Genomic DNA, 26,540 nt, shown 5'->3' with positions numbered 1-26,540 from the left:
CGTCAGGCGACGTGGTGGATTGCCCGCCAGACCTTCTGCGGCGTCGCCGGCATGGTCAGGTCGTTGTTGCCGATCGCATCGGTGATGGCATTGATCACGGCCGGCGGCGAACCGATCGCCCCCGCCTCGCCGCAGCCCTTCATGCCGAGCGGATTGCCGGGGCACAGCGTCTCGTGGGTCGAGACGTCGAACATCGGCATGTCCCAGGCGCGCGGCATCGCATAATCCATGTAGGACGCCGTCACCAGCTGGCCGGTCTCGTCGTAATGGGCACCTTCCAGCAGCGCCTGGCCGATGCCCTGGGCGAGACCGCCATGCACCTGGCCCTCGACGATCATCGGGTTGATCACGCGGCCGAAATCGTCGGCGGCGACGAACTGGATGATTTCCGTCGTGCCGGTGTCCGGATCCACCTCGACCTCGCAGATGTAGCAACCGGCCGGGAAGGTGAAATTGGTCGGATCGTAGAAGGCGCCTTCCTTCAGGCCCGGTTCCATGCCGTCCGGCAGGTTGTGCCCGGTATAGGCGCCGAGACAGACCTCGTGCCAGCCGAGCTTCTTGTCGGTGCCCGCGACCTTCACCTCGCCATTCTCGATGACGATGTCGCCCTCGTCGGCTTCCAGCAGATGCGCGGCGATCTTCTTGGCCTTGGCCTCGACCTTGTCGAGCGCCTTGTGGATCGCCGACATGCCGACCGCGCCGGAGCGCGAGCCGTAGGTGCCCATGCCGAACTGCACCTTGTCGGTGTCGCCGTGGATCACCTGGACGTTGTCGACCGGCAGGCCGAAGCGTTCGGCGACGAGCTGGGCAAAGGTCGTCTCGTGACCCTGGCCGTGGCTGTGCGAGCCGGTGAGGATCTCGATCGTGCCGACCGGATTGACCCGGACCTCGGCCGATTCCCACAGGCCGACGCCGGCGCCGAGCGAGCCGACCGCCTTGGACGGCGCGATGCCGCAGGCCTCGATGTAGCAGCTCATGCCCAGGCCGCGCAGCTTGCCGCGGGACTTCGCCTCGGCCCGGCGGGCCTCGAAGCCGGACACGTCGGCTGCCTGCATGCCGGCATCCAGCGTGGCGTCGAAATCGCCCGCGTCATAGGCCATGATGACCGGCGTCTGGTGCGGGAAGGAGCGGATGAAGTTCTTGCGGCGCAGTTCCGCCGGCGAGACGCCGAGTTCGCGCGCGGCCGTCTCCATGGTCCGCTCGACGACGAAGGTCGCCTCCGGCCGCCCGGCGCCGCGATAAGCGTCCACCGGCACGGTGTTGGTGTAGACCGTGCGGACATTGGCGTGGATCGCCGGGATGTCGTACTGGCCCGACAGGAGCGTGGCGTAGAGATAGGTCGGCGTCGCCGACGAGAACAGCGACATGTAGGCGCCCAGATTGGCCACCGTGTCGACCTTCAGGCCGAGGATCTTGTGATCGGCGTCCAGCGCCATCTCCACCTCGGTGACGTGGTCGCGTCCATGGGCGTCGGTCAGGAACGCCTCGGTGCGATCCGACGTCCACTTCACCGGCACGCCAGTCCGCTTCGACGCCCACAGGCAGACGATCTCCTCGGGGTAGATGTAGATCTTGGAGCCGAAGCCGCCGCCCACATCCGGCGCGATCACCCGCAGCTTGTGCTCCGGCGCGACATTGTAGAAGGCGCTCATCACCAGCCGCGCGACATGCGGGTTCTGCGACGTCGTCCAGCAGGTGTAGTGGTCGTCGGCGGCGTCGTAATGGCCCAGCGCGGCGCGCGGCTCCATCGGGTTCGGCACCAGCCGGTTGTTGACGATGTGCAGCTTGGTGACATGGGCGGCGTTGGTGAAGGCCGCGTCGGTCGCAGCCTTGTCGCCCAGTTCCCAGTCGAAGATCAGATTGCCGGGCGCCTCGGGATGCAGCTGCGGTGCGCCGTCCTTCAGCGCCTCGACCGCGCTGACCACCGCCGGCAGTTCGTCGTAGTCGACCATCACCGCTTCGGCCGCGTCGCGCGCCTGCATCTGCGTCTCGGCGACCACCACCGCGATCGCCTGGCCCACATGGCGGACCGTGCCGACCGCAAGCGCCGGCCAGGCGCCCATCTTCATCGGCGTGCCATCCTTGGAGGACACCGCCCAGCCGCAGATCAGGTTGCCGATGCCGTCACCCTGGAGCTGCTCGCCGGTCAGGATGCCGATGACGCCCGGCATCGCCGAGGCCTCGGCCATGTCGATGCCGCGGATCGTGGCATGGGCATGGGGCGAGCGCACGAACGCCGCATATTTCATCCCCGGCACGACCATGTCGTCCACATAGCGGCCACGACCGGTGATGAACCGGCGATCCTCCTTGCGCAGAACTTTTGCGCCGATGCCTTCGAGACCCATAGAAAACCTCCCAATCTTCCGTGGTGGCCGGGATCACCGTCGGGATCGCTGCGGCCGTCCTGATCCGTCTGCAGCCCTCGGGCCGCCCTCCCCGAGCGCTACTCGGCTGCGACCTGCTGGGGCTGCGACGCGCCGGCCGCGGCAAGGATCGCCTTGACGATGTTGTGGTAGCCGGTGCAGCGGCAGATGTTGCCTTCCAGCCCGTCGCGCACCGCCTTCTCGTCCAGCGCGCTGCCATGCTGGCGGATCAGATCCACCGCGGTCATGATCATGCCCGGCGTGCAGAAGCCGCACTGCAGGCCGTGATGCTCGCGGAAGGCCGCCTGCACCGGATGCAGCTCGGGGCCATCGGCCAGGCCCTCGATGGTGGTCACCGACGAACCCGATGCCTGAACAGCCAGCATGGTGCAGGCCTTCACGGCCTTGCCGTCCAGATGGACGACGCAGGCCCCGCACTGCGACGTGTCGCAGCCGACATGGGTGCCGGTCAGGCCGAGATTTTCGCGCAGATAGGTGACGAGCAGCGTGCGGTCCTCGACCGTGCCCCTCATCTCCCGACCGTTCACCGTGATCGTCACGTCGCTCATCAATTTCCTCCCGGAACTCTGGTCGCATCGTCCGGCATGTCTGCCGGTCTTGTGTCTGCGCAGCGTCAAGGTCGACGCCGCGGCTCCGGGCGGAGCTTGCCCTTTGCCGCGGATCGCTTCAAGCGCTTTTCAGAACCGTTCCATGTTGGCGCCGTGCGCGAGCCATCCGGTTGCAAGCGAAACGGCCTCTCCCCCCGTCCCATCGCAAGAGCGCCGATCCGGTTGAGCCGTGTCGCGACCAACCGTCGCAATGCCCTGCCGGCAGGTGTGTCCCGGACGGCACGGGGACGGCGCGAATCCGCTGCACGTTAACGTCACTGGACGAAATACCGGGGCCAGTAGGTTGTTATTTCATCAAATCCCAGCATGCTGGCCGCCAGCCCAAGGAGGGGGTACCCGGCTGCCATTCGCGCCGACCCCGATCATCACGGCATCTGTGGTGCCGCTCCGACGGTCAATGCGGTCAACGGGAAGCTGGCGTCTTTGCGGTATCGGTTCCACACCAGCCATTTGCTTGTGCATGCCACCCTCGGGGCAGTCCTGCTCATGGCGGCACCGCAGCGCGCCGCGGCCTTCGAGATCTTCGGCTGGAAGTTCTTCGAGGACGAGTCCGACGCCGCAGCCGACGTGATCAACCCCATCACCTACACCGCCACGCTCTCGGTCGCACCCGGCGGCCCGGCCGACGGCGACATCGAGACGGCGGTGCGCGAAGCCTCGGTGCTTTTGTCCGATGTGGACGACCCGGTCTCCGGCTCGCTCGGCCTGATCGCCAAGGCCAAGACCGATCGCAAGCGCCTCGTCGCCGCCCTTTACGAAAACGCCCGCTATGACGGCCTCGTCGACATCTTCATCGAAGGCCGCAACATCGCCGACTTGCCGCCGGACACCAAATTCGACACGTCGCGCCCGGTGCCGGTGTCGATCCGCGTCACGCCGGGACCGGTTTACGAACTCGGCCAGGTGGCAATTTCCACCGGCGGCCTGCCGGTCGACCCGGCCGAATACGGCCTGGTGACGGGCGGTTCGGCAAATTCCGTCGATGTCCTGGAGGGCGAGGCCAGGCTCCTGCGCGATCTTCGCAATCAGGGCCGCCCCTTCGTCGCCGTGACCGACCGCGAGACCATCGCCGACGCCGCGACCGACCGGCTCGACTATTCCCTCGCCGTCTCCCCCGGCGACGTGGTGCCCTTCGGTGAAACCTGGGTGGACGGCGCAGAGGACATCGATCCCGGCTTCATCGCCTATATGGCCGGCGTGCAGGCAGGCGAGGTGTTCTCGCCCGACGAACTGGCCGCCGCCCGCAAGCGCCTCGTCGAACTCGGCGTGTTCTCCAGCGTGACGGTCAAGCCTGGCACCGCCCAGGCCACCGACGGCACGCTGCCGGTCCAGGTCGAGGTCGCCGAGCGCAAGTTCGGGTTCTACGGCATCGGCGCGACCTATTCCAACACCGAAGGCGCGGGTGCTTCGGGCTATGTCGGCCACCGCAACCTGTTCGGCCGGGCGGAATCGATCCGCCTCGACGCCTCGATCTCGCGGATCGGCGCGACCGCGGTCAGCGACACCGCGCGCGAGATCGACGGACCGGACTATGCCGCGTCGCTGGTCTTCAAGAAGCCGGGCGTGCTCGGCCCGGATTCGGTCTATGTCGGCTCGCTCGAGGCGGGGCGGCAGCAGCCGCTCGCCTATGACCGCGAGTTCTTCGCAGCGACCAGCGGCGTCGAATACAAGATCGACGAACAGCAGACGGTCGTGGCGACGGTGCGCGGCGAGTACGAGACCATCGGCGACTTTCTCGGCGAGCGGGACTATCTGCTGGCGTCCGTGCCGGTCACCTACACCTTCGACAACCGCGACAACGAGTTGAACCCGACCGAGGGCTTCTTCGCCAAGGCCTATGTGGAGCCGACCTACAATATCGACGACGGCACCGCCTTCGTGAAGACACGGGTCGATGGGTCCAGCTATCTGTCGCTGAGCGAGACCGACCGCTTCGTTCTCGCCGGACGCGTCGGCTACGGCACGATCTTCGGCGCCGACCTCGACGATATTCCCAACGACCGGCGCTTCTTCGCCGGCGGTGGCGGCTCGGTCCGCGGCTATGAATTCCAGTCCATCGGCCCCTATTATCCGTCCACGGTCCCGGCGGGCAGCGGCTTCAATCCCGACTTTACCGACACGCCGACCGGCGGGCTGTCGGTCTTCGAAGCCTCCGTGGAAGCCCGCATCGCGGTGACCGAGACGATCCAGCTCGTCCCCTTCATCGACGGCGGCACGGTGTCGGACGATCTCGTGCCGGACTTTTCCGAATTCAAGCTGGGCGCCGGCGTCGGCCTTCGCTACCTGACGAGCTTCGGGCCGATCCGCGTCGACGTCGCGGTGCCCCTCGATCGGGGGCCGCGCGACGCCAGCTTCCAGTTCTACGCAGGAATCGGGCAGGCCTTCTGATGACACGTGCCGGACGCCTTCTCCAGTGTGCCGCGGCCTGCCTGATGGGCGGCTTCCTGGCGCTCGCGTCGATCCAGCCGGCGAAGGCGCAGCAATTCCTTGCCACGCAGATCGAAAACCTCGTTTCGACCGACACGATGCAGGTGGAGATCGAGGGGCTGTCGGGCGCGCTGACCGGTGACATCCGCATCGAGAGCGTCACCGTCTCCGATCCGCAGGGCGTCTTCCTGACGGCGAGCGACCTGGCCATGGACTGGTCGCCGCTGGCGCTGGTGCGCTCCAATGTCTCGATCGACGCGCTCACGGCGGGCAGCATCGTCCTGGAGCGGCTGCCGACGGGCCAGCCGCCCGCGGCACCGGGCGATGAGTCCGGCGGTTTCTCGCTGCCCTCGATCACGGCCGACATCCGCCGCCTGGCGATCGAGGAATTCGTGCTGGGCGAAGCCATTGCCGGCGAGCGCGCCCGGCTGCGGGCGAATGCCAGCCTGCAGCTTTCCGCCGAGCCGACGAACCTGATGGTCGAGGCCCAGATCGAGCGGCTCGACCAGCCGGGCCAGATCGCGCTCGAGATCGCCTACGCGCCGGCCGACAACCAGCTCAGGCTCGACGTGAAGGCCAGCGAACCGGCCGGCGGCCTCGTCGCGACGCTGCTCGACATCCCGGACCGCCCGGCCGTCGACCTGACGATCAACGGGTCCGGCCCCCTCTCGGCCTTCATGGCCAACGGCTCGCTCGAAGTCGGCGAGGAGACGGCCGCCACCCTCACCGCCCGTGTCAACGACGTGGATGCGGGACGGCGCGTCTCGGCCTCGCTCAACGTCGCCGCCGAGCGGTTCGTGCCCGAACAGTTCCAGCGCTACGTCTCCGGCGGCACGGCGCTCGACCTGCAGATGGTGATCCGCGATGACGGCACCTACGCCATCGAGGAAGCCGTCCTGTCCTCCGACGCCCTGTCGGCGCGGGTTGCTGGCGCGCTGGATCTGTCCGGCACCGCCAACGACCTGAGCGTGGCGATCCAGTCCCGGGACGGCGATCCGATCCCCTTCGCCTTCGGCACTCAGCCGAACGAGGCCGCGATCGAGGTCGCCGGCATCGACGGCACGCTGAAAGGCGCCCTTTCGGCGGCGGCGCTCGATCTGACCTTGCGCCTGCCGCGCGCCGGCTACGGGCCCTATCAGGCACAGGGGATCAGCGCCGAGATCGACAGCGCCGCCTTCGACCTGACCGGCTTCAAGGGCGCCTTCGATGCCGTCGTGACGGCGCAGTCGGTCGCCGCGCCAGACGGCATCCAGCAGCGCTTCCTCAACGGCCCGGTCGAGATCGCGCTCGCGGGCACGCTCACCGATGACGGTCTCACCTTCCGGCCCAGCGAGGCGACCACCGATGTCGCCACGCTGCAGCTGGAAGGCCAGGCGGCGCTGAACTTCTCCACCTTCGCCCTCGACGTCCAGTCGCGCTTCCAGACCGCCGCCCTGTCGGCTGCCGTGGTGCCGCTCGCCGGCGAGGAACTGGCCGTGGGGGGACGCTTTGCCCGCGCCGCCGACGGTGCCCTCAGCGCCGAGGCGCTGACCGTGCGCGGCGACGGCCTGACCGTCGACGGCACCGCCGCACTGACCGGCGACACGGTCATGGCCGACATCGCCGGCTCGCTGACGGAAGCCGGCTCCCTCAGCGGCGCCCTCGCCGGGGCCGCCACCTTCAGCCTGACCGCCTCCGGCCCGGTCGAGAAGCCCGACATCGACCTGCAGGTCTCGGGCAACGGCCTGTCGATCAACGGCCGCGAACTCGCCGACCTCAAGGTCGAGGCGCGCGGGACCCTGAATCCGGCCTCGCCCTCGGGCACGGTCGCCATCACCGGCACGCTCGACGGGCAGCCCTTGTCGGGCAACGCCACCGTCGAGACCCTGGACAATGGCGACCGGCGGATCACCGACCTCGCCATCCGCCAGGGCCCCAACAGCATCACCGGCGATCTGCGCCTGACCGAAGCCTTCGCCCCGGTCGGCACGCTGGTCGTCGATGTCGAGGACATCGGCCCCCTCGCCGCGCTCGGCAGCGTCGACGCCTCCGGCGACGTACAGGGCCAGGTCGAGCTTTCGGTCGAGGCTGACGGCATGCCCGTCGCGGCGATCGATCTTGCCGGCGAACGGCTGGCGGTTGCCGGCAACACGCTGAACGGGGCCCGCATCGATCTGTCGGTGAAGGACTATCTCGGCATTCCGCGGCCGACCGGCACCGTGACCGCCAGCGGCATCGATGCGCCCGGCGTGACCGTTCGCGATCTCGACGTCGCACTGCGCGAGGACGAACAGGGCACCGACCTGGCCGCCGGGGCAAGCGTCAACGGCGTGCCGATCGCCCTTGCCGGAAACGTCCTGTTCGAGCCGGACACGACCCTGATCCGGCTGACGCGGCTGACTGCCGATATCGAGGATGCCGCAGTCCGCCTCGCCGAGGAAGCCCTCGTGCGGATCGAGGCCGGCGTCACCACCCTGTCCGGCATCCGTCTCGCTGTCGGCGAAGGGGCCCTGACCCTCGAAGGTAGCGCCGGAGAGACCCTCGATTTGTCGCTGCGCCTGAGCGACATGCCGGCCGCCGTCGCCAATCCCTTCGTGCCCGGCCTTGCCGCCGCCGGCACGATCGACGGCACCGCCACCGTCTCCGGCCCGGCCAGCGATCCGGCAGCAACCTTCGCCGTCGCCGGCGCCGACCTCGCCGTCGCCCAATCGCGCGCCGCCAACGTGCCGGCGATCCAGGCGAATGTCTCCGGAAGCTATGGCGACGGAACGCTGCGGCTGGCGACCGCACAGCTCGATCTCGGCGACGGGTCGCTCGATGCATCGGGCACGATCGGCGATGAACTCGACATCGAGGTCGCCATGGACGCAGTTCCCGTGGCGCTGGCCAACGGTCTCGTCGACGGGCTCGACGCCGAAGGCACCCTCTCTGGCACGGCGACCGCCACCGGTTCGCTCAGCGATCCGCAGGCGACATTCGCCCTGTCCGGCACCGGCATCACCGCCGAGGAGATCGCCGCCGCCGGGATCGATCCGCTCACCCTCGATGTCGCCGGTGCCTATGCCGACGGCACGGCGACCATCGAGCGTGCCGATCTGAGCGTCGGCGACGGCTCACTCAGCGCTTCCGGCACGGTCGGCGAGACCCTCGACATTGAAGTCGCCATGCGCCAGCTGCCGGTGGGGCTCGTCAACGGCTTCGTGCCCGGCCTCGACGCCACCGGCACCCTGTCCGGCACGGCCTCGGCCTCGGGCTCGATCTCCGACCCGCAAGCGGTCTTCGACGTCTCGGGAACCGGCATCACCACGCAGCAGATCGCCCGCTCCGGCGTCGCGCCGCTGGCGCTGCGCCTGACCGGCACCTATGCCGACGAGACCGCCGTACTGGAAACCGCCGTCGTCAATGTCGGCGACGGGTCGCTCGTCGCCTCCGGCCGCGTCGGGCAGAATCTCGATCTCGACGTGACGATGACCAACCTGCCCGTCGGCCTCGCCAACGGCTTCGTCGACGGTCTCGCCGCCCGCGGCATGGTGTCTGGCACGGGCGCCGCGACCGGGTCGCTGGACAACCCCACCGCCAGCTTCGACCTGACCGGCACCGGCATCACCGCCGATGCGATCGCCGAGAGCGGTGTCGCCCCCCTCACCCTCGACGCCTCGGGCCGCTACGCCGACGGGACGCTGACCCTCGCCGAGGCGGATATCGCCGTCGGCGACGGCTCGCTGACCGCGTCCGGCACCATCGGCGAGGCGCTCGACCTGCGGGTCGACGTCAACGCCATCCCCGTCGGGCTGGCCAATGGCCTCGTTCCCGATCTCGGCGCCGAGGGCACGATCTCCGGCACCGCCACCGCGACCGGGTCGCTGTCCGACCCGCAGGCCCGCTTCGACCTGTCCGGCAGCGGCATCACCACTCGCCAGATCGCCCAGTCCGGCGTCGCGCCCCTCAGCCTCGATGCCGCCGGCGCCTATGCGAACGGCACCGCCACCATCGAACGCGCGGACCTCACCGTCGGCGACGGCTCGCTCAGGGCATCCGGCACCGTCGGCGAGGAACTCGACCTGCGCCTTGCCATCGAGGCCCTGCCGGTGGGCCTTGCCAACGGGTTCGTCGAAGGTCTCGGCGCCGAAGGCACGATCTCCGGCTCCGCCACGGCGATGGGCTCGCTCGCCGATCCGCAGGCCCGCTTCGACCTGACCGGCAGCGGCATCACCACCAGCCAGATCGCCCGCTCCGGCGTCGCCCCCCTCAGCCTCGATGCCGCCGGCTCCTATGCGGACGGCACCGCCACCATCGCACGTGCCGATGTGAGCGTCGGCGACGGCTCGCTCGCGGCCTCGGGCACGATCGGCGAAGAACTCGATATCGATGTCGACATCAATGCCCTGCCGGTCGGCCTCGCCAACGGCTTCGTCGACGATCTCGGCGCACGCGGCACCGTCTCGGGCACGGCCTCGGCCACCGGATCGCTGTCCGATCCCGACGCCAGCTTCGACCTCCGCGCCTCCGGCGTCTCCGTCGCCCAGAGCCGGGCAGCCGGCGCACCGGACCTCGAGGCCACGGCGTCCGGCCGCTATGCCGACAGCACGCTGACCCTCGGCAATGCCCGTATCGATGTCGGCAGCGGCGCGATCACCGTCACCGGTTCGGCAGGCCCCGACGCCCTCGACCTCACCGCCGAGATCAATGCCCTGCCCGCCTCCATCGCCGGCGCGGCTGCATCGGGCATTTCCCCCCAGGGCACCATCAACGGCACGGTCCGCGCGACCGGTTCACCCGCCAACCCGGCGGTCTCCTACGACATCGAGGCCAGCGGCGTGTCGATCCAGCAGACCCGCGAGGCCGGCATCGGCGCGCTGGCGCTCTCGACCAGCGGTCAATTCGCCAGCCAGGTCGTCACGACGACCACCAGCCTGAGCGGCGACGGACTCGACTTCAACGCCAACGGCTCGGTGAACCTCGCAGGGGGCGCACCGCAGCTCGACCTGTCGCTGGATGGTTCGGCGCCCCTGTCGCTGGCCAACCGCATCCTGGCCGAGGGCGGCCGCTCGATCGACGGCACGGTCCTTGTCGACGCCCGCGTCACCGGGCCGGTCTCCCAGCCGAATGTCGTCGGCACGGTCTCCACCACGGGCGCGCGCTTCCTCGACACCGGCGCCAATCTTGCGCTGAACGACATCGCCACCACCATCTCGCTCGACGGGCGCACCGCGACGATCCAGTCCTTCGACGCCAATCTGTCCGGCGGCGGTACGCTCGACGTCTCGGGAACGGTCGGCCTCGATTCCGGCTTTCCGGCCGACATCGCGATCCAGCTCGAGAGCGGACGCTACAACAAGGGCGAACTCGTCACCGCCAGGCTCGACGCCGATCTGACCCTCACCGGACCGCTGGCCGCAACCCCGCTTCTCGCCGGTACGATCAATGCCGAAGAGATCAACGTCCTCGTCCCGGAAAACCTGCCGAGCTCCCTCGCCCGCATCGACGTGACCCACCGCAATGCGGCGCCCGCAGTCTACCAGCAGCAGCGCGAGATCTCGCCGGAGCAAGCCGGTGGAAACGGCGGCGGCGGCGGCATCAATCTCGACCTCACCTTCAACGCGCCCAACCAGGTGTTCGTGCGCGGCCGCGGCCTCGACGTTGAACTCGGCGGCCGGATCGACATTACAGGTTCCGCGGCCTCCCCGAACGTCGTCGGCGGCTTCGAGCTGCAGCGCGGCCGCTTCTCCATCCTCGGCAAGCGCCTCGATTTCGACCGGGGCCGGTTGAGCTTCACCGGCGGCCTGACGCCCTATCTCGACCTCGTCGCACGGTCGACGGCCGGCGACGCGACCGTGTTCATCACCGTCACCGGCCCCGCCGACGATCCGAGCTTCAACTTCTCCTCCGAACCCAACCTGCCCCAGGACGAGGTGCTGGCACGGCTGATCTTCGGGCAGGGCACGTCCGACCTGTCGCCGCTGCAGATTGCCCAGCTCGCAGAGGCTGCGGCCTCGCTCGCCGGCGTCGGCGGCAGCAGCGGTCTCCTGGAGAATCTGCGCTCGCAGCTCGGCGTCGACGACCTCGACATTCGTACCGCGGCCGACGGCACCACCGCCGTCGGCGTCGGCAAGTATCTGAACGAGAACACCTATGTCGGGGTCGATACCAGCGGCCGTGTGTCGATCGATCTCGACCTCGGCGCCGGCCTGACCGCGCGCGGCGCCGTCACGTCGTCCGGCGGCGGCGAAGTGGGCGTCTTCTACGAGGGCGAGTTCTAGCGTTCGCGCTCACCCGACGGTGACGCAGTATCGCCGCCCTCCCGGGCATTGCGACGACATTCCCGGATGAACCTTTCCCGCCGCCGGCCCGTTGGGGGTGCAAGGCGGTGACGGCGCCGGCATGCCCGGTCCACCCGCCAGTTTTCCAATGACAGGCAGGAGACCGACAGATGATGTCGTCGAAATTCGATCACCCCCATCATGGCAGCTACGAGAAGCCCCAGGACGTACTGAAGGACGACCGTCTGTCCGACGGCGAGAAGGAAACCGTCCTGACCGAATGGCGCGCGTCGCTGCAGCACATTCTCAGCAACGACCCGAACGCGCCGGAAGTGAAGGCCACCAGCGAGTCCCTCGACACCGCGATCGAGAACCTGGCGGCCGGGCGCACCTGACGCGGTTCCGAGGGACCATTCCCGAGGGTCACGCCGCGCCTCTGTCCGTGCGCCAGCTTCGTGCTAATTAGCACAGCGGCCCGGCCGGAAGGCGCGGCAGGGCCGCGATATCACGCGGGACCATCAGGAGACTTCATGCCGAAGAGCATCAATCCGGCAACGGGCGAAACCATCGAGGAATTCGCCGAGCACACGGACGCGGACATCGAGCGCACGCTCGCCAATGCCGATCTGGCCTTCCGCGACTGGCGCAAGACCTCCTTCGCGCAACGGGCCGACGTCCTGATGCGGGCAGCGGACCAGATGGAGACCCGCAAGGCGGACCTGGCCCGTATCGCGACGATGGAGATGGGCAAGCGCCTCAAGGAAGCTGAGGCAGAAGTCGCCAAATGCGCCAACGCGCTGCGCTTTTATGCCGAGAACGCCGAGAAATTCGTCGCCGACGACGTGCGCGACGGCCCGGCCGGTCGCAACTTCGTGACCTATCTGCCGATCGGTCCGGTCCTGGCGGTGATGCCGTGGAACTTCCCGTACTGGCAATGCATGCGCTTCGCCGCCCCTGCCATCATGGCCGGCAATGTCGGCATCCTGAAACACGCGTCCAATGTCAGCCAGTGCGCGCTCGAGATCGAGCGCATCTTCCTCGACGCCGAGGCGCCGCAGGGCGTGTTCCAGACCCTTCTGATTTCCTCATCCAAGGTAGAAGGCATCCTCAAGGATGACCGCGTCCGCGCCGCGACCCTCACCGGCAGCGAAGGCGCCGGCTCTGCCGTCGCTGCCACCGCAGGGTCCCAGATCAAGAAGACAGTGCTCGAACTCGGCGGCTCCGATCCGTTCATCGTCATGCCGTCCGCCGACATCGCCAAGGCAGTGGACGTGGGCGTCACCGCGCGCATGCAGAACAACGGCCAGAGCTGCATTGCCGCCAAGCGCTTCATCGTCCACGAAGACGTCTATGACGACTATCTCGGCCGCTACACCGAGGCCGTGGAGAAGATTCGGCTGGGCGACCCCATGGCCGAGGACACCGGCATGGGCCCCCTCGCCATGAAGGCCGGCGTCGAGGATCTGAAGGGCCAGATCGACGACTCCACCCGGGCGGGCGCCAAGCTCGTCACCGGGGGCAAGGCGCCCGAGGGTCCGGGCTATTTCTTCCAGCCTTCGATCCTGGCGGACGTGCCGGAATCGGCCCCCGCCTATCGCGACGAACTGTTCGGGCCGTGTGCCATCATGTTCAAGGTCAAGTCCATCGACGAAGCGATCGCGCTGGCCAACGATTCCGAATTCGGTCTCGGTGGCTCGGCCTGGACGACGGAGCCTGCCGAGCAGGAACGCTTCATTCGCGAGCTCGACCAGGGCGGCACCCACATCAACCGCATGACCGCCTCCGACCAGCGTCTGCCCTTTGGCGGCGTGAAGCGTTCGGGCTACGGCCGGGAACTGGCCCACGAGGGCATGCTGGAGTTCATGAACGTCAAGACAGTCACCATCGACTGATCGGAGCCTGCGGGCCGCCGGGCAGACTGCTCGGCGGCCGTGACTCGATGAGACCGGCGGCGCGAATTGCAGCACCGACGGAATATGCCCTACAAGGCGGCATATCTTCCGATGGACATTGCCGACGCGGCGTTTGCCTCCCACCCGGAACGCGCATAGAAGGCGGCAGGTGAGCACTTGCTCAGGACGACATCCACGAACATCACGGCAGGGTAATCCATGGGCCAGACGTCCGATCTCGGCGCCTCTCCGGCACCCGCGGAATTGGCCGGCATGGCACGGCAGGCTGCCGATCGCGGCATTCGTACGCTGTTCGCCGAGGATCCGAGCCGGTACGCAGAGTTTTCGGCGGCGCTCGGCGACCTCGTCCTCGACTATTCCAAGACGGCGATCGACGACGCGGCACGCGACGCGCTGATCGCACTTGCGCAGTCACGCGGCGTCGATGCGCGGCGCGACGCGATGTTCGCCGGTGAGGCGATCAATCTCACGGAAGACCGGGCGGTGCTGCACATGGCGCTGCGCGCCGAGCCGATGGACGGCTACCGCGCCGGCGGCAGCCCGGTCAGCGGCGCCGTCGCCGACGTGCTGAGTGCCATGAACGCCTTTGCCGAGGGCGTGCGCAACGGCACGATCACCGGGTCCGGCGACACGACGATCACCGACGTCGTCAACATCGGCATCGGCGGCTCCGACCTCGGCCCGGCCATGGCGACGCTGGCGCTGGCGCCCTATCACGACGGCCCGCGCACCCATTTCGTCTCCAACGTCGACGGCGCCCACATCGCCGACACCCTGGCGAAGCTCGACCCGGCCGCGACGCTCTTCATCATCGCCTCGAAGACGTTCACGACCATCGAGACCATGACCAACGCCGCGGCCGCGCGTCGCTGGGTCATCGACGCTCTCGGCGAGGACGCGGTGGGCGAGCATTTCGCCGCCGTCTCCACCGCAACCGACAAGGTCGCGGAATTCGGCATCGCGTCGGAGCGGATCTTCGGCTTCTGGGACTGGGTCGGCGGACGCTATTCGATCTGGTCGGCCATCGGCCTGCCGCTGATGATCGCCATCGGCGCCCCGCGTTTTCGCGAATTCCTTGCCGGCGCCCGGGAGATGGACGAGCATTTCCGCTCGGCGTCCCTCAACCAGAACCTGCCCGTGCTGCTCGCGCTGGTCGGATACTGGCACAGGGCCCTGTGCGCTTATCCCACCCGCGCGGTCATTCCCTACGACCAGCGGCTGGCGCGCTTTCCCGCCTATCTCCAGCAGCTCGACATGGAATCGAACGGCAAGCGCGTCGGGCTCGACGGCCGGCCGGTCGCGGTGAGCGGCCCCGTCGTGTGGGGCGAGCCCGGCACCAATGGCCAGCACGCCTTCTTCCAGCTGCTGCACCAGGGGACCGACATCGTCCCGGTCGAGTTTCTCGTCGGCGCCAACGCCCATGAGCCGTCCGAGATGCGGGTGCACCAGGATCTGTTGCTCGCCAACTGCCTCGCCCAGAGCGAGGCGTTGATGCGCGGCCGCACCCTGGACGAAGCCTGCCAGCAACTCCTGGAAGTCGGCAACTCACCGGAAGAGGCCGACCGGATCGCGCCGCACCGTGTCTTTCCCGGCGACCGGCCGTCGATCACCATCCTGTATCGTCAGCTCGACCCGGCCACGCTGGGCCGCCTGATCGCGCTCTTCGAGCACCGGGTCTTCGTTGAAGCCCAGCTTTACGGCATCAACGCCTTCGACCAGTGGGGCGTCGAACTCGGTAAGGAACTGGCCAACCGGCTGGTTCCCGTCATCACCGGCGAGTCTACGGCGGAGGGGCGCGACAGCTCCACGGCCGGACTTGTTGCTGCAATCCAAAAATTGAGAGGGTCATGATGGCCGACACGCTGAACGACGTCGACGCCGCGCTGGACGGGACCGGCGCCCCGAAACCCGCCCCGCGCCAGAACGATCCCGAGACGCTGGCCCGGCAGATCGTCGAGAAGCTGACCTACGCCGTCGGCAAGACGCCCGCGGAGGCCCGCCGCTACGACTGGCTGGAGGCGACGACGCTGGTGATCCGCGACCGGATCATCGACCAGTGGATGGAATCCTCCCAGCGTGCCAAGACCAGCGGGGAGAAGCGCGTCTGCTATCTGTCCATGGAATTCCTGATCGGCCGCCTGCTGCGCGATGCGATCAACAATCTCTGCCTGACGGAGCCGATCCGCGAGGCGCTGGCCCGCTATGGCGTCGATCTCGACCTCGTCGAACTGCTGGAGCCCGACGCGGCCCTTGGCAATGGCGGCCTCGGACGCCTCGCCGCCTGCTTCATGGAGTCGATGGCATCCACCGACATTCCCGGCTTCGGCTACGGTATCCGCTATGTTCACGGCTTCTTCCGCCAGGAGATCGCCGACGGCGCCCAGGTCGAGCTGCCCGAGACCTGGCTCGCCCATGGCAATCCGTGGGAATTCGAGCGCCGCGAACTGGCCTACGAGATCGGCTTCGGTGGCAAGGTGGCGACCATCCAGGAGCCCGGCCGACCCGCCCGGCAGGTCTGGCGTCCGGCCGAGCGCGTCCTCGCCGTCGCCTTCGACACCCCGATCGTCGGCTGGCGCGGCCGCCGCGTGAACACGCTGCGCCTGTGGAGCGCCCAGCCACTCGACCCGATCCTGCTCGACGCCTTCAATTCCGGCGACCACATCGGCGCCCTGGTGGAATCCAACAAGGCCGAGGCGATCACCCGCATTCTCTACCCGGCCGATTCCCATCAGGCCGGCCAGGAACTGCGCCTGCGACAGGAATATTTCTTCTCGTCCGCCTCGCTGCAGGACATCATCCGGCGTCATCTCCATGCCAATGAGAGCCTGTCCAACCTCGCCGACAAGTTCTCGATCCAGCTCAACGACACCCATCCGGCGGTCTCGGTGGCCGAACTGATGCGGCTTCTGGTCGACGTGCACGGTCACGATTGGGACGAGGCCTGGGAGATCACCCGCAATACCTTCTCCTACACCAACCACACGCTGCTTCCCGAGGCGCTGGAGCACTGGCCGATCCACCTGTTCGAGCGCCTGCTGCCCCGCCAGATGCAGATCATCTACGCCATCAATGCCGGCGTCATTCGCGAGGCCGCGCAGGAAAAGGGCTTCGACGACGCCAAGGTCGCCGCGATCTCGCTGATCGACGAGGGCAATGGCCGCCGCGTGCGCATGGGCCAGCTCGCCTTTGTCGGCAGCCACGCCGTCAACGGGGTGTCGGCACTGCACACCGAGCTCATGAAGGAGACGGTGTTCCACCATCTGCACCTGCTCTATCCCGACCGCATCGAGAACAAGACCAACGGCGTGACGCCGCGCCGCTGGCTGATGCAGGCCAATCCCGGCCTCACCCAGCTGATCACCGACGCGATCGGGCCGGGCTTCCTCGACGACATCGAGAAGATTTCCGAGCTCGACCCGCTGGCCGATGATGCCGGCTTCCGCGAGCGCTTCGCGGCGGTCAAGCGCCGCAACAAGGAGCAGCTGGCCAACCTGATCGGCGAGCGCATGGCGACCCATGTCGATCCGGGGGCGATCTTCGACATCCAGGTCAAGCGCATCCACGAATACAAGCGCCAGTTCCTCAACATCATCGAGGCGATCGCGCTCTACGACCAGATCCGCTCGCATCCCGAGCGCGACTGGGCACCCCGCGTGAAGATCTTCGCCGGCAAGGCTGCGCCGAGCTATGTCCAGGCGAAGGAGATCATCCACCTCGCCAACGACGTCGCCCGCACGATCAACAGCGATCCGGCGGTTCGCGACCTCCTGAAGGTCGTGTTCATCCCGAACTACAATGTCAGCCTGGCCGAGATCATCATGCCGGCGGCCGATCTGTCGGAGCAGATCTCGACGGCCGGCCTGGAAGCCTCGGGCACCGGCAACATGAAGTTCGCCATGAACGGCGCGCTGACCATCGGCACGCTGGACGGCGCCAATGTCGAGATGCTTGAGCATGTCGGCGAGGACAACATCTTCATCTTCGGCCTGACCGCCGAGGAGGTGGCCCAGCGCCGCCGCGAAGCCCATAGCGGCCGCTCGATCATCGCCGAACTGCCGCTCCTGCGCGAGGCGCTGGATGCGATCTCGTCCGGCGTGTTCTCGCCCGAGAGCCCGGCGCGCTACCACGATCTGGTCTCCAACCTCTACAACAACGACTGGTGGATGACCTGCGCCGACTTCCAGGCCTATTGGGACACCCAGCGCCGTCTCGACGCGCTCTGGCAGGACCAGGACGAATGGCAGGCCAAGGCGGTGCGCAACACGGCGCGCATGGGCTGGTTCTCCTCCGATCGCTCGATCCGCGAATATGCGCGCGACATCTGGCAGGCCGGCCCGACCGCCTGACACGGCGGAGACCCGCGACGGGCCCGATCCGGCATGGCGTCGGGCCGCGTCTGCGCTATGTTCCTCCCGTGCGGGGGGAGGAATGGTCGGGCGTCCGTCGGCAGCGACGCGGATGCCCGCAAATCCGTCTGACCCGCGGATGATCCAGGGAGGGATTCATGGCCGAGAACAGACGTGTGGGCCCGTTGGCCCGTGAGACCATGGCCTATGTGCTGGCCGGCGGACGCGGCAGCCGCCTGATGGAAATGACCGACAGTCGCGCCAAGCCGGCGGTGTTCTTCGGGGGCAAGACGCGGATCATCGACTTCGCCCTGTCCAATGCCATCAATTCCGGCATCCGCAGGATCGGCGTCGCCACCCAGTACAAGGCCCACAGCCTGATCCGGCACCTGCAGAACGGCTGGAACTTCCTGCGCCCCGGGCGCAACGAGAGCTTCGACATCCTGCCCGCGAGCCAGCGCGTCTCCGAGGATCAGTGGTATGCCGGCACCGCAGATGCGGTGTACCAGAACATCGACATCATCGAATCCTACGCGCCGCGCTACATCGTCATCCTGGCCGGCGACCACGTCTACAAGATGGACTACGAGATCATGCTCCAGCAGCATGTGGATTCGGGTGCGGATGTGACGGTGGGCTGCCTGGAAGTGCCGCGCATGGAGGCCGTCGCCTTCGGCGTCATGCATGTCGACGAGAACTACACGATCACCGATTTCGTCGAGAAGCCGGCCGATCCGCCCTCCATTCCGGGCCGTCCCGAAACGGCGCTGGCCTCCATGGGCATCTACGTCTTCGAGACCAACTTCCTGATGGACCAGTTGCGCCGCGACGCGGCCGATCCCGGCTCGAGCCGCGACTTCGGCAAGAACATCATCCCGCATATCGTCAAGCACGGCCGGGCCGTCGCCCACCGCTTCAACCTGTCGGTGGTGCGCTCGGAGAACGAGCCCGACGACGAGGCCTACTGGCGCGACGTGGGCACGGTGGACGCCTACTGGCAGGCCAATATCGACCTCACCGACATCATCCCGCCGCTCGACATCTACGACCGGGACTGGCCGATCTGGACCTATGCCGATGTCGTCCCGCCGGCCAAGTTCGTGCATGACGAGGAAGGCCGCCGCGGCATGGCCGTCTCCTCGCTGGTCTCCGGCGACTGCATCATCTCCGGCGGCCAGCTGCACCGGTCGCTGCTGTTCACCGGCGTGCGCCAGCGCTCCTATTCCAAGCTCGACCATGCGGTGGTGCTGCCCCAGTGCCATATCGGCCGCCATGCCCGCATCACCCGGGCGGTGCTCGACCGCGGCGTGGAGATTCCCGACGGGCTGGTGATCGGCGAGGATCCGGAACTCGACGCCAAGCGGTTCCGCCGCACGGCGAGCGGCGTCTGCCTCGTGACCAAGCCGATGATCGACAGGCTCACCTACTGATGACGACGAGCGTCCTGTCCGTTGCCTCTGAAGTCTTCCCGCTGATCAAGACCGGCGGACTGGCGGACGTCGCGGGGGCACTGCCGTCCTCGCTCGCCGCCCACGACTTCGCCGTGCGCACGCTGATGCCCGGCTATCCCGACGTGATGCGGCAGGTCGGGGACGCGCCGGTCGCCTGCCGCTTCGCCGATCTCTTCGGCGGTCCGGCCCGGGTTCTGGCCGCGAATGTCGGCGGGCTCGACCTCCTCGTTCTCGACGCGCCGCATCTCTACGACCGCACCGGCGGCCCCTACGTGACCAGCGCCGGCCACGACCATGGCGACAACTGGGCCCGCTTCGCCGCCCTGTCGAAGGTCGGCGCCGAGATCGGCCAGGGCGCGATCAGCGGCTTTGCGCCGGCCATCGTCCATGCCCATGACTGGCAGGCGGCGCTGACGCCGGTCTATCTCGCGGTCTCCGGCAGGGCCCGGCCGAAGACCGTGCTGACCATCCACAACCTCGCCTTCCAGGGCAATTTCCCCTATCAGATCTTTCCCGGCCTCGGCCTGCCGCCGGCCGCCTGGTCGATCGAGGGCGTCGAATATTACGGCGATGTCGGTTATCTGAAGGGCGGCCTGCACGCCGCCGACATGGTGACCACCGTCAGCCCCACCTATGCCGAGGAGATCCTGACGCCGACCGGCGGCATGGGGCTCGACGGCCTGCTGCGCGGGCGCGGCGAAGGCCTGGTCGGCATCGTCAACGGCATCGACACCGCGGTCTGGAATCCGAAGACCGACCCGGATATCCCGCATCATTACAGTCCGCGTTCGCCGAAATCGCGCAGCCGCAACAAGCGCGCCCTGGAGACCGAGTTCGGCCTGCCCCACGAGGACGGCCCCATCGTCGCCGTGGTGAGCCGCCTGACCTGGCAGAAGGGCCTCGACCTCGTTGCCGACGCCTGCGACAGCCTGGTCGAGCGTGGCGTGCGGATGGTCGTCGTCGGCTCCGGCGAACCGATGATCGAGGGCCGCTTCCAGGCCGCCCATGTGCGCCATGCCGACCGCATCGGCGTGCGCATCGGCTATGACGAGGCCCTGTCCCACCGCGTCCAGGCCGGCGCCGATGCGATCCTGGTGCCCTCGCGCTTCGAGCCCTGCGGCCTGACGCAGCTCTATGGCCTGCGCTATGGCTGCATCCCGGTGGTGGCCAAGGTCGGGGGCCTCGCCGACACGGTGATCGATGCCAACTATGCCGCCGTCACCGCCGGTGTCGCCACCGGCATCATCTTCTCGCCCCCCTCGCAGGAGGGGCTCATGGACGCCGTCGACCGGATGCTGCGGCTCTTTGCCGACCCGGCAGGCTGGCGGCAATTGCAGCTCAGCGCGATGAATGCCGACGTTTCCTGGCGCGCCAGCGCCGGGCACTACGCCCAACTCTTCCGCGATCTTATCGGAGACCAGCGGCCATGATCGAAACGATCGCGACCAAGCCCTTCAACGACCAGAAGCCCGGCACGTCCGGCCTTCGCAAGAGTGTTCCGCACTTTCGCCAGACCCATTATGCCGAGAACTTCATCCAGGCGATCTTCGACGCCGCCGACAGCCATGACGGCGAGACGCTGGTCATCGGCGGCGACGGCCGCTTCTACAATCGCGAGGTGATCCAGACCGCGATCCGCATGGCCGCCGGCAACGGCTATGGCCGCGTCGTGGTCGGCCGCGGCGGCATCCTGTCGACTCCCGCCGCCTCCCATCTGATCCGCATCCGCAAGGCGGCCGGCGGCATCATCCTGTCAGCCAGCCACAATCCCGGCGGCCCGAAGGGCGATTTCGGCATCAAGTACAATGTCGCCAATGGCGGCCCGGCACCGGAGAAGATCACCGCCGCCATCTACGAGCGGACCCGAGCGATGGCGCAATATCGGATCTGGTCCGGCGACGCGCCGAGCCTTTCCGAGCTCGGCGAGACCCGCCTCGGCGACATGGTGGTCGAGGTCATCGATCCGGTCGCCGACTATGCCGCGCTGATGGAGACCCTGTTCGACTTCGACCAGATCCGCGACCTGATCGCCTCCGGCTTCACCCTGCGCTTCGACGCCATGCACGCCGTGACCGGCCCCTATGCCACGGACATCCTGGAGAACCGGCTGGGCGCCCTCCTCGGCACGGTGATCAACGGCGAGCCGCTGGAGGATTTCGGCGGCGGTCATCCCGACCCCAACGCCGTCCATGCGGCGACGCTGATCAACCAGCTGATGGCGCCCAACGGCCCCGATTTCGGCGCGGCCTCCGATGGCGACGGCGACCGCAACCTGATCGTCGGCAAGGGCATCGTCGTCTCGCCGTCGGATTCGCTGGCGGTGCTGGCCGCCAACGCCCATCTCGCCCCGGCCTACAAGGACGGCATCGCCGGCATTGCCCGGTCCATGCCGACCAGCCAGGCCGCCGACCGGGTCGCTGCCAAGCGCGGCATCGGCATGTACGAGACGCCGACCGGCTGGAAGTTCTTCGGCAATCTCCTCGACGCCGGCAAGGTGACGATCTGCGGCGAGGAAAGCGCCGGCACGGGCTCCGACCATGTGCGCGAGAAGGACGGTCTGTGGGCGGTGCTCCTGTGGCTCAACATCCTGGCGGTCCGCCGCGAGAGCGTGCAGGCGATCCTCGACAGCCATTGGGCCGAGTTCGGCCGCAATTTCTACCAGCGCCACGACTATGAAGAAGTCGACTCCAAGGCTGCCCAGGGCCTGATGGACTCCCTGCACGACCGCCTCGCCTCCATGGCCGGCCAGCGCTTCGGCACCCTCGTCGTCTCCGAGGCCGACGATTTCTCCTACAAGGATCCGGTCGACGGCTCGGTTTCCACCGGCCAGGGCGTGCGGATCGTCTTCTCGGGCGGCTCGCGCATCGTCTATCGCCTGTCCGGCACCGGCACCAAGGGCGCCACCCTGCGTGTCTATATCGAGCGCTTCGAGTCGGACCGTGCGCGCCACGACACGCCGCCCGAACAGGCCCTGGCCGAATTGATCGACACGGCGTCCGTCATCGGCGAGATCGGCAAGCGGACCGGACGCTCGGCGCCTGACGTCATCACCTGAGCGCAGAGACCTCATGAAGTATGCCATCACCGACGAGCGCGGCAGGCCGGCCGCGCTCGGAGCGACGATCGACGGCGAGGGCGTGCATGTCGCCGTCTATTCCGAGAACGCCGACGCGATCGAGCTCTGCCTCTTCGACGCGATCGGCACGCGGGAAACCGACCGGCTCGTCCTGCCCGGCCAGGACGGCGGCTGGCGCTACGGGTTCGTGCCGGGACTGGCCGCAGGCGCCCGCTACGGCCTGCGCGCCCTCGGCCCCTACCGGCCGAAGGATGGCCACCGCTTCGACCGCTCCAAGCTGCTGGTCGATCCCAATGCCGTCCATCTCGACCGGCCCTTCGTCTACCAGCCGGCCCTCGCCGCACCGCCCCAGAGCAACCTCGACAGCGCGCCCTTCGTGCCGCGGGCGATCGTCACGTCACCGGACCGCAGCGCCCGGCCCCTGCCCTTCGCCGCGCCCGGCCTGACCTACGAGGTGCTGGTGCGCGCCTATTCCCAGCGCCATCCGGACGTTCCGGCCGAGATCCGCGGCACGGTGGCCGCCCTGGCCGAGCCCGTCTTCCTCGATCACATGGAGAAGATCGGCGTCCAGACGGTCGAACTCATGCCGCTGGCGGCCTGGCTCGACGAGAGCCATCTGGCCGGATTCCACCTCACCAATGCCTGGGGCTACAATCCCATCACCCACATGGCGCCCGATCCCCGGCTGGCGCCCGGCGGCTTCGCCGAGATCCGGCGGGTGGTGGACGCCTTTCACGCGCGCGGCATCCGCGTCCTTCTCGACGTGGTGCTCAACCATTCCGGCGAGGGCGACGAGGACGGCCCGACCATCTGCTATCGTGGCCTCGACAACCTTCTCTATTACCGTCATGCCGAGGACGAGCCGCAGTTCCTGATCAACGACACCGGCACCGGCAACACCCTGGCCACCCACCGCGAGCCGGTGGCACGCCTGTGCATCGACGCGCTGCGGACCTGGGTCGAGGCCACCGGCATCGACGGTTTCCGCTACGATCTCGCCCCGGTGCTCGGCCGTCTGGACGATGGCTTCTCCGACGAGGCGCCCTTCTTCCGCATGCTCGCCGCCGACCCGCTGCTGAAGGACCGGATCCATGTGGCCGAGCCCTGGGACATCGGGCCCGGCGGCTATCAGGTGGGCCAGTTCCCCAAGCCCTGGTTCGAATGGCAGGACAAGTTCCGCGACGATGTCCGCCGATTCTGGAAGGGCGACGCGGGTATGGTCGGCGCCCTGGCGACGCGGTTGGCCGGTTCGGCCGATCTCTACGACCGCGAGGGCCGCCACCCGTCCACCGGCGTCAATTTCGTCGCCGCCCATGACGGCTTCTCGCTCGCCGACATCGCCGCCTATGCGCACAAGCACAATCAGGCCAATTGCGAGGGCAACCGCGACGGCCACAACGACAATCATTCCTGGAACAACGGCGTCGAGGGCGAGACCGACGATCCGGCCATCCTGGAAGCCCGCGCCAAGGACGTCCGCGCCATGCTGGCGACGCTGCTGGTCGCGCGTGGCACGCCGATGATCGTCGCCGGCGACGAGTTCGGCCGCACCCAGCGCGGCAACAACAACGGCTACGCCCAGGACAACGAGATCACCTGGCTCGACTGGGAGAGTGCCGACGCGGGGCTGATCGACTTCGTCGCCCGGCTCGCCAGACTGCGCCGCGAGCATCCCGCCCTCAATGCCGACCGGTTCCTCACCGGCCGTCCCGTCGAGGGCGGCGACGTCGAGGACGTGATCTGGCTCAACGAGGAAGGCCAGCCCATGGAGGCGGCCGACTGGGCCGATCCCGAGCGGCGCTTTCTCGGCATGTCGGTCTATGCGCCGCGGCGCGCGACCGACACCGAGAGCGAACGGGCGGTGATCTATGTCAACGGCGCTCACGAGGATATCGAAATCACCCTGCCGCAGCCGCGCGAGGGCCACGCCTATTGCCTGCACATCCAGTCGGACTGGCCGCGGCTCGAACCCCGCCGGATCGCCTGGGATGAGCCTCTCGTCGTCCAGGCACGCTCGGTCTTCGTCACCCTGGAGGAGCGGCTCTGAACGCCGCGCCGTCCACAGGCCCGGCATCTGCGAGGTTTGCCGGCGCCGGGTCGAAGCGGTAAGAACGGCGAGCGCCGCGCCGCGCCGCGCCGCGATCCACGCGCCAGTCACCGCGAACCGGGCCCGTTCCGTCATGCCCATCCAGCAGCTCTCCGACGCCCTGATCGACCAGATCGCCGCCGGCGAAGTCGTCGAGCGACCGGCGAGCGTCGTCAAGGAACTGGTCGAGAACGCCCTCGACGCCGGCGCGCGGCGGATCGAGATCGCCACCGCCGGCGGGGGCAAGAACCTGATCCGGGTCAGCGACGACGGTTGCGGCATTCCCGCCGGCGAAATGCCGCTGGCGGTCCGGCGCCACTGCACCTCCAAGCTCTCGGGCGGCCTCGACGCCATCGCCACGCTCGGCTTTCGCGGCGAGGCGCTGCCCTCGATCGGCTCGGTGGGCCGGCTCAGCCTGAAATCGCGCGCCGCCGGCGCGGCGGAGGCCTACGAGATTGCCGTCGAGGCGGGAAGGCCCTCCGAGCTTCGCCCCACCGCCTTGTCGCGGGGCACGATCATCGAGGTCCGAGACCTCTTCCACGCCGTCCCGGCCCGCCTGAAGTTCCTCAAGAGCGACCGCGCCGAATCCGGCGCCATCACCGAGATCGTCCGGCGGATCGCCATCGCCTTTCCCGGCGTGCGCTTCGAGCTGTCCGGCCCCGACCGCTCGACGGCGGTGTTCGAGGCGGTGCCGGGCGATGCGCCGCTGCCGCGGATCGCCGACGTGCTGACGGCCGAATTCGCCGACAACGCGATCCCCGTGGATGCGATCCGCGAGGATGTGCGCCTGCGCGGCTTTGCCGGCATCCCGACCTACAATCGCGGCAACGGCCAGCAGCAGTTCTTCTACATCAATGGCCGGCCGGTCCGCGACAAGATGCTGCATTCGGCGCTGCGCGGGGCTTATGCCGACGTGCTGGCCCGCGACCGCCATCCGGTGGCCGTCCTGCTTCTCGACCTCGACCCGGCCCTGGTCGACGTCAACGTCCACCCGGCCAAGGCCGATGTGCGCTTTCGCGATCCCGGCCTGGTGCGTGGCCTGATCGTCGGGTCCCTGCGCCAGGCCTTCAACGAGGCGGGCCTGCGGTCGGCAACCACCAACGCCGCCGGGCTAATGGCGCGCTTCCGCGGATCGGCAGATCCCGAACCGGTCACGCCCGCGCCGCGCCGCTTCGACGGGTTTGCCCCGGGCGGCTTTGCCGCGCAGCGCCAGGCCGCCTATGCCGCGGAGGCCTCACCCTACCGGCCACTGGACGAGCGCGCCGAGGCCGCCACGCTCGACCGACGCCCCCATGAGCTGGAGCCAAATTCCTTCGAGCCGGCGACCGCTCCGACTCGGGACGAAAGGCCGGCCGCGGCGGCGAACCATCCGCTCGGCGCCGCCAAGGCGCAGTTCCATCGCAACTTCATCGTTTCGGAGACCGAGGACGGCATCGTCATCGTCGACCAGCACGCGGCCCATGAACGGCTCGTCTACGAAGCCCTGAAGACGGCGCTGCACGGCCGTCCGCTCGCTGCCCAGCTGCTGCTGATCCCCGAGATCGTCGACCTGCCCGAGGACGATGTCGACCGCCTGGCCGAACAGGCCGAGACCTTCGCCAGGCTCGGCCTCGCCATCGAGCGCTTCGGCCCCGGCGCGGTCGCCGTGCGCGAGACACCGGCGATCCTGGGCACCGTCGACTGCCAGAAGCTGGTGCGCGATCTCGCCGACGAACTGGCCGAGGCCGGCACCACCGACGGCGTGCGCGGCCGCATCGACCATGTCGCGGCCACCATCGCCTGCCACGGCTCGGTGCGCGCGGGCCGGCTGATGAAGCCGGAGGAGATGAACGCCCTCCTGCGCGACATGGAGGCGACGCCCGGCTCCGGCCAGTGCAATCATGGCCGGCCGACCTTCATCGAGCTGAAGCTCGCCGACATCGAGAAGATGTTCGGCCGTCGCTGACGGCTCCGAGCGAACGGCATTTGACGCACCGACGGCCCGGCGCTAGGCAGAAGCCGACCAAC

General features: G+C 68.4%; 13 protein-coding genes. 11 read left to right on the top strand and 2 right to left on the bottom strand.

Translation table 11 applies throughout. The annotated features are described in order from the left end of the window. Positions 1-2: 2 nt before the first annotated feature. Positions 3-2,348, bottom strand: coding sequence for a xanthine dehydrogenase family protein molybdopterin-binding subunit (locus tag VQ042_RS08880; protein WP_331818297.1), 2,346 nt, complete (start codon positions 2,346-2,348; stop codon positions 3-5). A 98-nt stretch (positions 2,349-2,446) separates the two neighbouring features. Next, positions 2,447-2,935, bottom strand: coding sequence for a (2Fe-2S)-binding protein (locus VQ042_RS08875; protein ID WP_331818295.1), 489 nt, complete (start codon positions 2,933-2,935; stop codon positions 2,447-2,449). Between the two features lie 546 nt (positions 2,936-3,481). Here VQ042_RS08875 and VQ042_RS08870 point away from each other — a divergent pair. From VQ042_RS08870 to mutL, 11 genes are all read left to right on the top strand, one after another. Continuing rightward, the gene (locus tag VQ042_RS08870; RefSeq protein ID WP_331818293.1) at positions 3,482-5,383 is read left to right on the top strand and encodes an autotransporter assembly complex protein TamA; all 1,902 of its coding nucleotides are present in this window, start codon (positions 3,482-3,484) and stop codon (positions 5,381-5,383) included. Beyond that, entirely contained in the window at positions 5,383-11,661 is a 6,279-nt protein-coding gene (locus VQ042_RS08865) for a translocation/assembly module TamB domain-containing protein (RefSeq protein ID WP_331818290.1), read from the top strand. The genes VQ042_RS08870 and VQ042_RS08865 overlap by 1 nt, the downstream gene beginning before the upstream one ends. Before the next feature lie 170 nt (positions 11,662-11,831). Continuing rightward, positions 11,832-12,056, top strand: coding sequence for a hypothetical protein (locus tag VQ042_RS08860; protein ID WP_331818288.1), 225 nt, complete (start codon positions 11,832-11,834; stop codon positions 12,054-12,056). 135 nt (positions 12,057-12,191) lie between these two features. Further along, positions 12,192-13,553, top strand: coding sequence for an NAD-dependent succinate-semialdehyde dehydrogenase (locus tag VQ042_RS08855; protein ID WP_331818286.1), 1,362 nt, complete (start codon positions 12,192-12,194; stop codon positions 13,551-13,553). A 219-nt stretch (positions 13,554-13,772) separates the two neighbouring features. Continuing rightward, positions 13,773-15,425 (top strand): glucose-6-phosphate isomerase, encoded by a 1,653-nt coding sequence (pgi, locus tag VQ042_RS08850; protein ID WP_331818284.1) that lies wholly within the window; start codon positions 13,773-13,775, stop codon positions 15,423-15,425. After that, positions 15,422-17,920, top strand: coding sequence for a glycogen/starch/alpha-glucan phosphorylase (locus VQ042_RS08845; protein ID WP_331818282.1), 2,499 nt, complete (start codon positions 15,422-15,424; stop codon positions 17,918-17,920). The genes pgi and VQ042_RS08845 overlap by 4 nt, the downstream gene beginning before the upstream one ends. Positions 17,921-18,078: 158 nt before the next feature. After that, positions 18,079-19,350: a glucose-1-phosphate adenylyltransferase gene (gene glgC / locus VQ042_RS08840; protein ID WP_331818280.1), complete on the top strand. Its 1,272-nt coding sequence runs from the start codon at positions 18,079-18,081 to the stop codon at positions 19,348-19,350. Then, positions 19,350-20,801: a glycogen synthase GlgA gene (gene glgA, locus VQ042_RS08835; protein ID WP_331818278.1), complete on the top strand. Its 1,452-nt coding sequence runs from the start codon at positions 19,350-19,352 to the stop codon at positions 20,799-20,801. The genes glgC and glgA overlap by 1 nt, the downstream gene beginning before the upstream one ends. Further along, positions 20,798-22,426 carry an alpha-D-glucose phosphate-specific phosphoglucomutase gene (locus VQ042_RS08830; RefSeq protein ID WP_331818276.1) on the top strand — a complete coding sequence of 543 codons (1,629 nt, stop codon included), beginning with the start codon at positions 20,798-20,800 and terminating at the stop codon, positions 22,424-22,426. The genes glgA and VQ042_RS08830 overlap by 4 nt, the downstream gene beginning before the upstream one ends. A 13-nt stretch (positions 22,427-22,439) precedes the next feature. After that, on the top strand, positions 22,440-24,494 hold the full coding sequence (glgX, locus tag VQ042_RS08825) for a glycogen debranching protein GlgX (RefSeq protein WP_331818274.1): 2,055 nt from the start codon (positions 22,440-22,442) through the stop codon (positions 24,492-24,494). A 133-nt stretch (positions 24,495-24,627) separates the two neighbouring features. Continuing rightward, positions 24,628-26,478 (top strand): DNA mismatch repair endonuclease MutL, encoded by a 1,851-nt coding sequence (mutL, locus tag VQ042_RS08820; RefSeq protein WP_331818272.1) that lies wholly within the window; start codon positions 24,628-24,630, stop codon positions 26,476-26,478. Positions 26,479-26,540: the final 62 nt, after the last annotated feature.

Origin of the sequence: Aurantimonas sp. A2-1-M11 (genome assembly GCF_036549475.1) — a bacterium.
GTDB lineage: Bacteria > Pseudomonadota > Alphaproteobacteria > Rhizobiales > Rhizobiaceae > Aurantimonas.
This window is presented reverse-complemented; position numbering and strand designations above follow the sequence as displayed.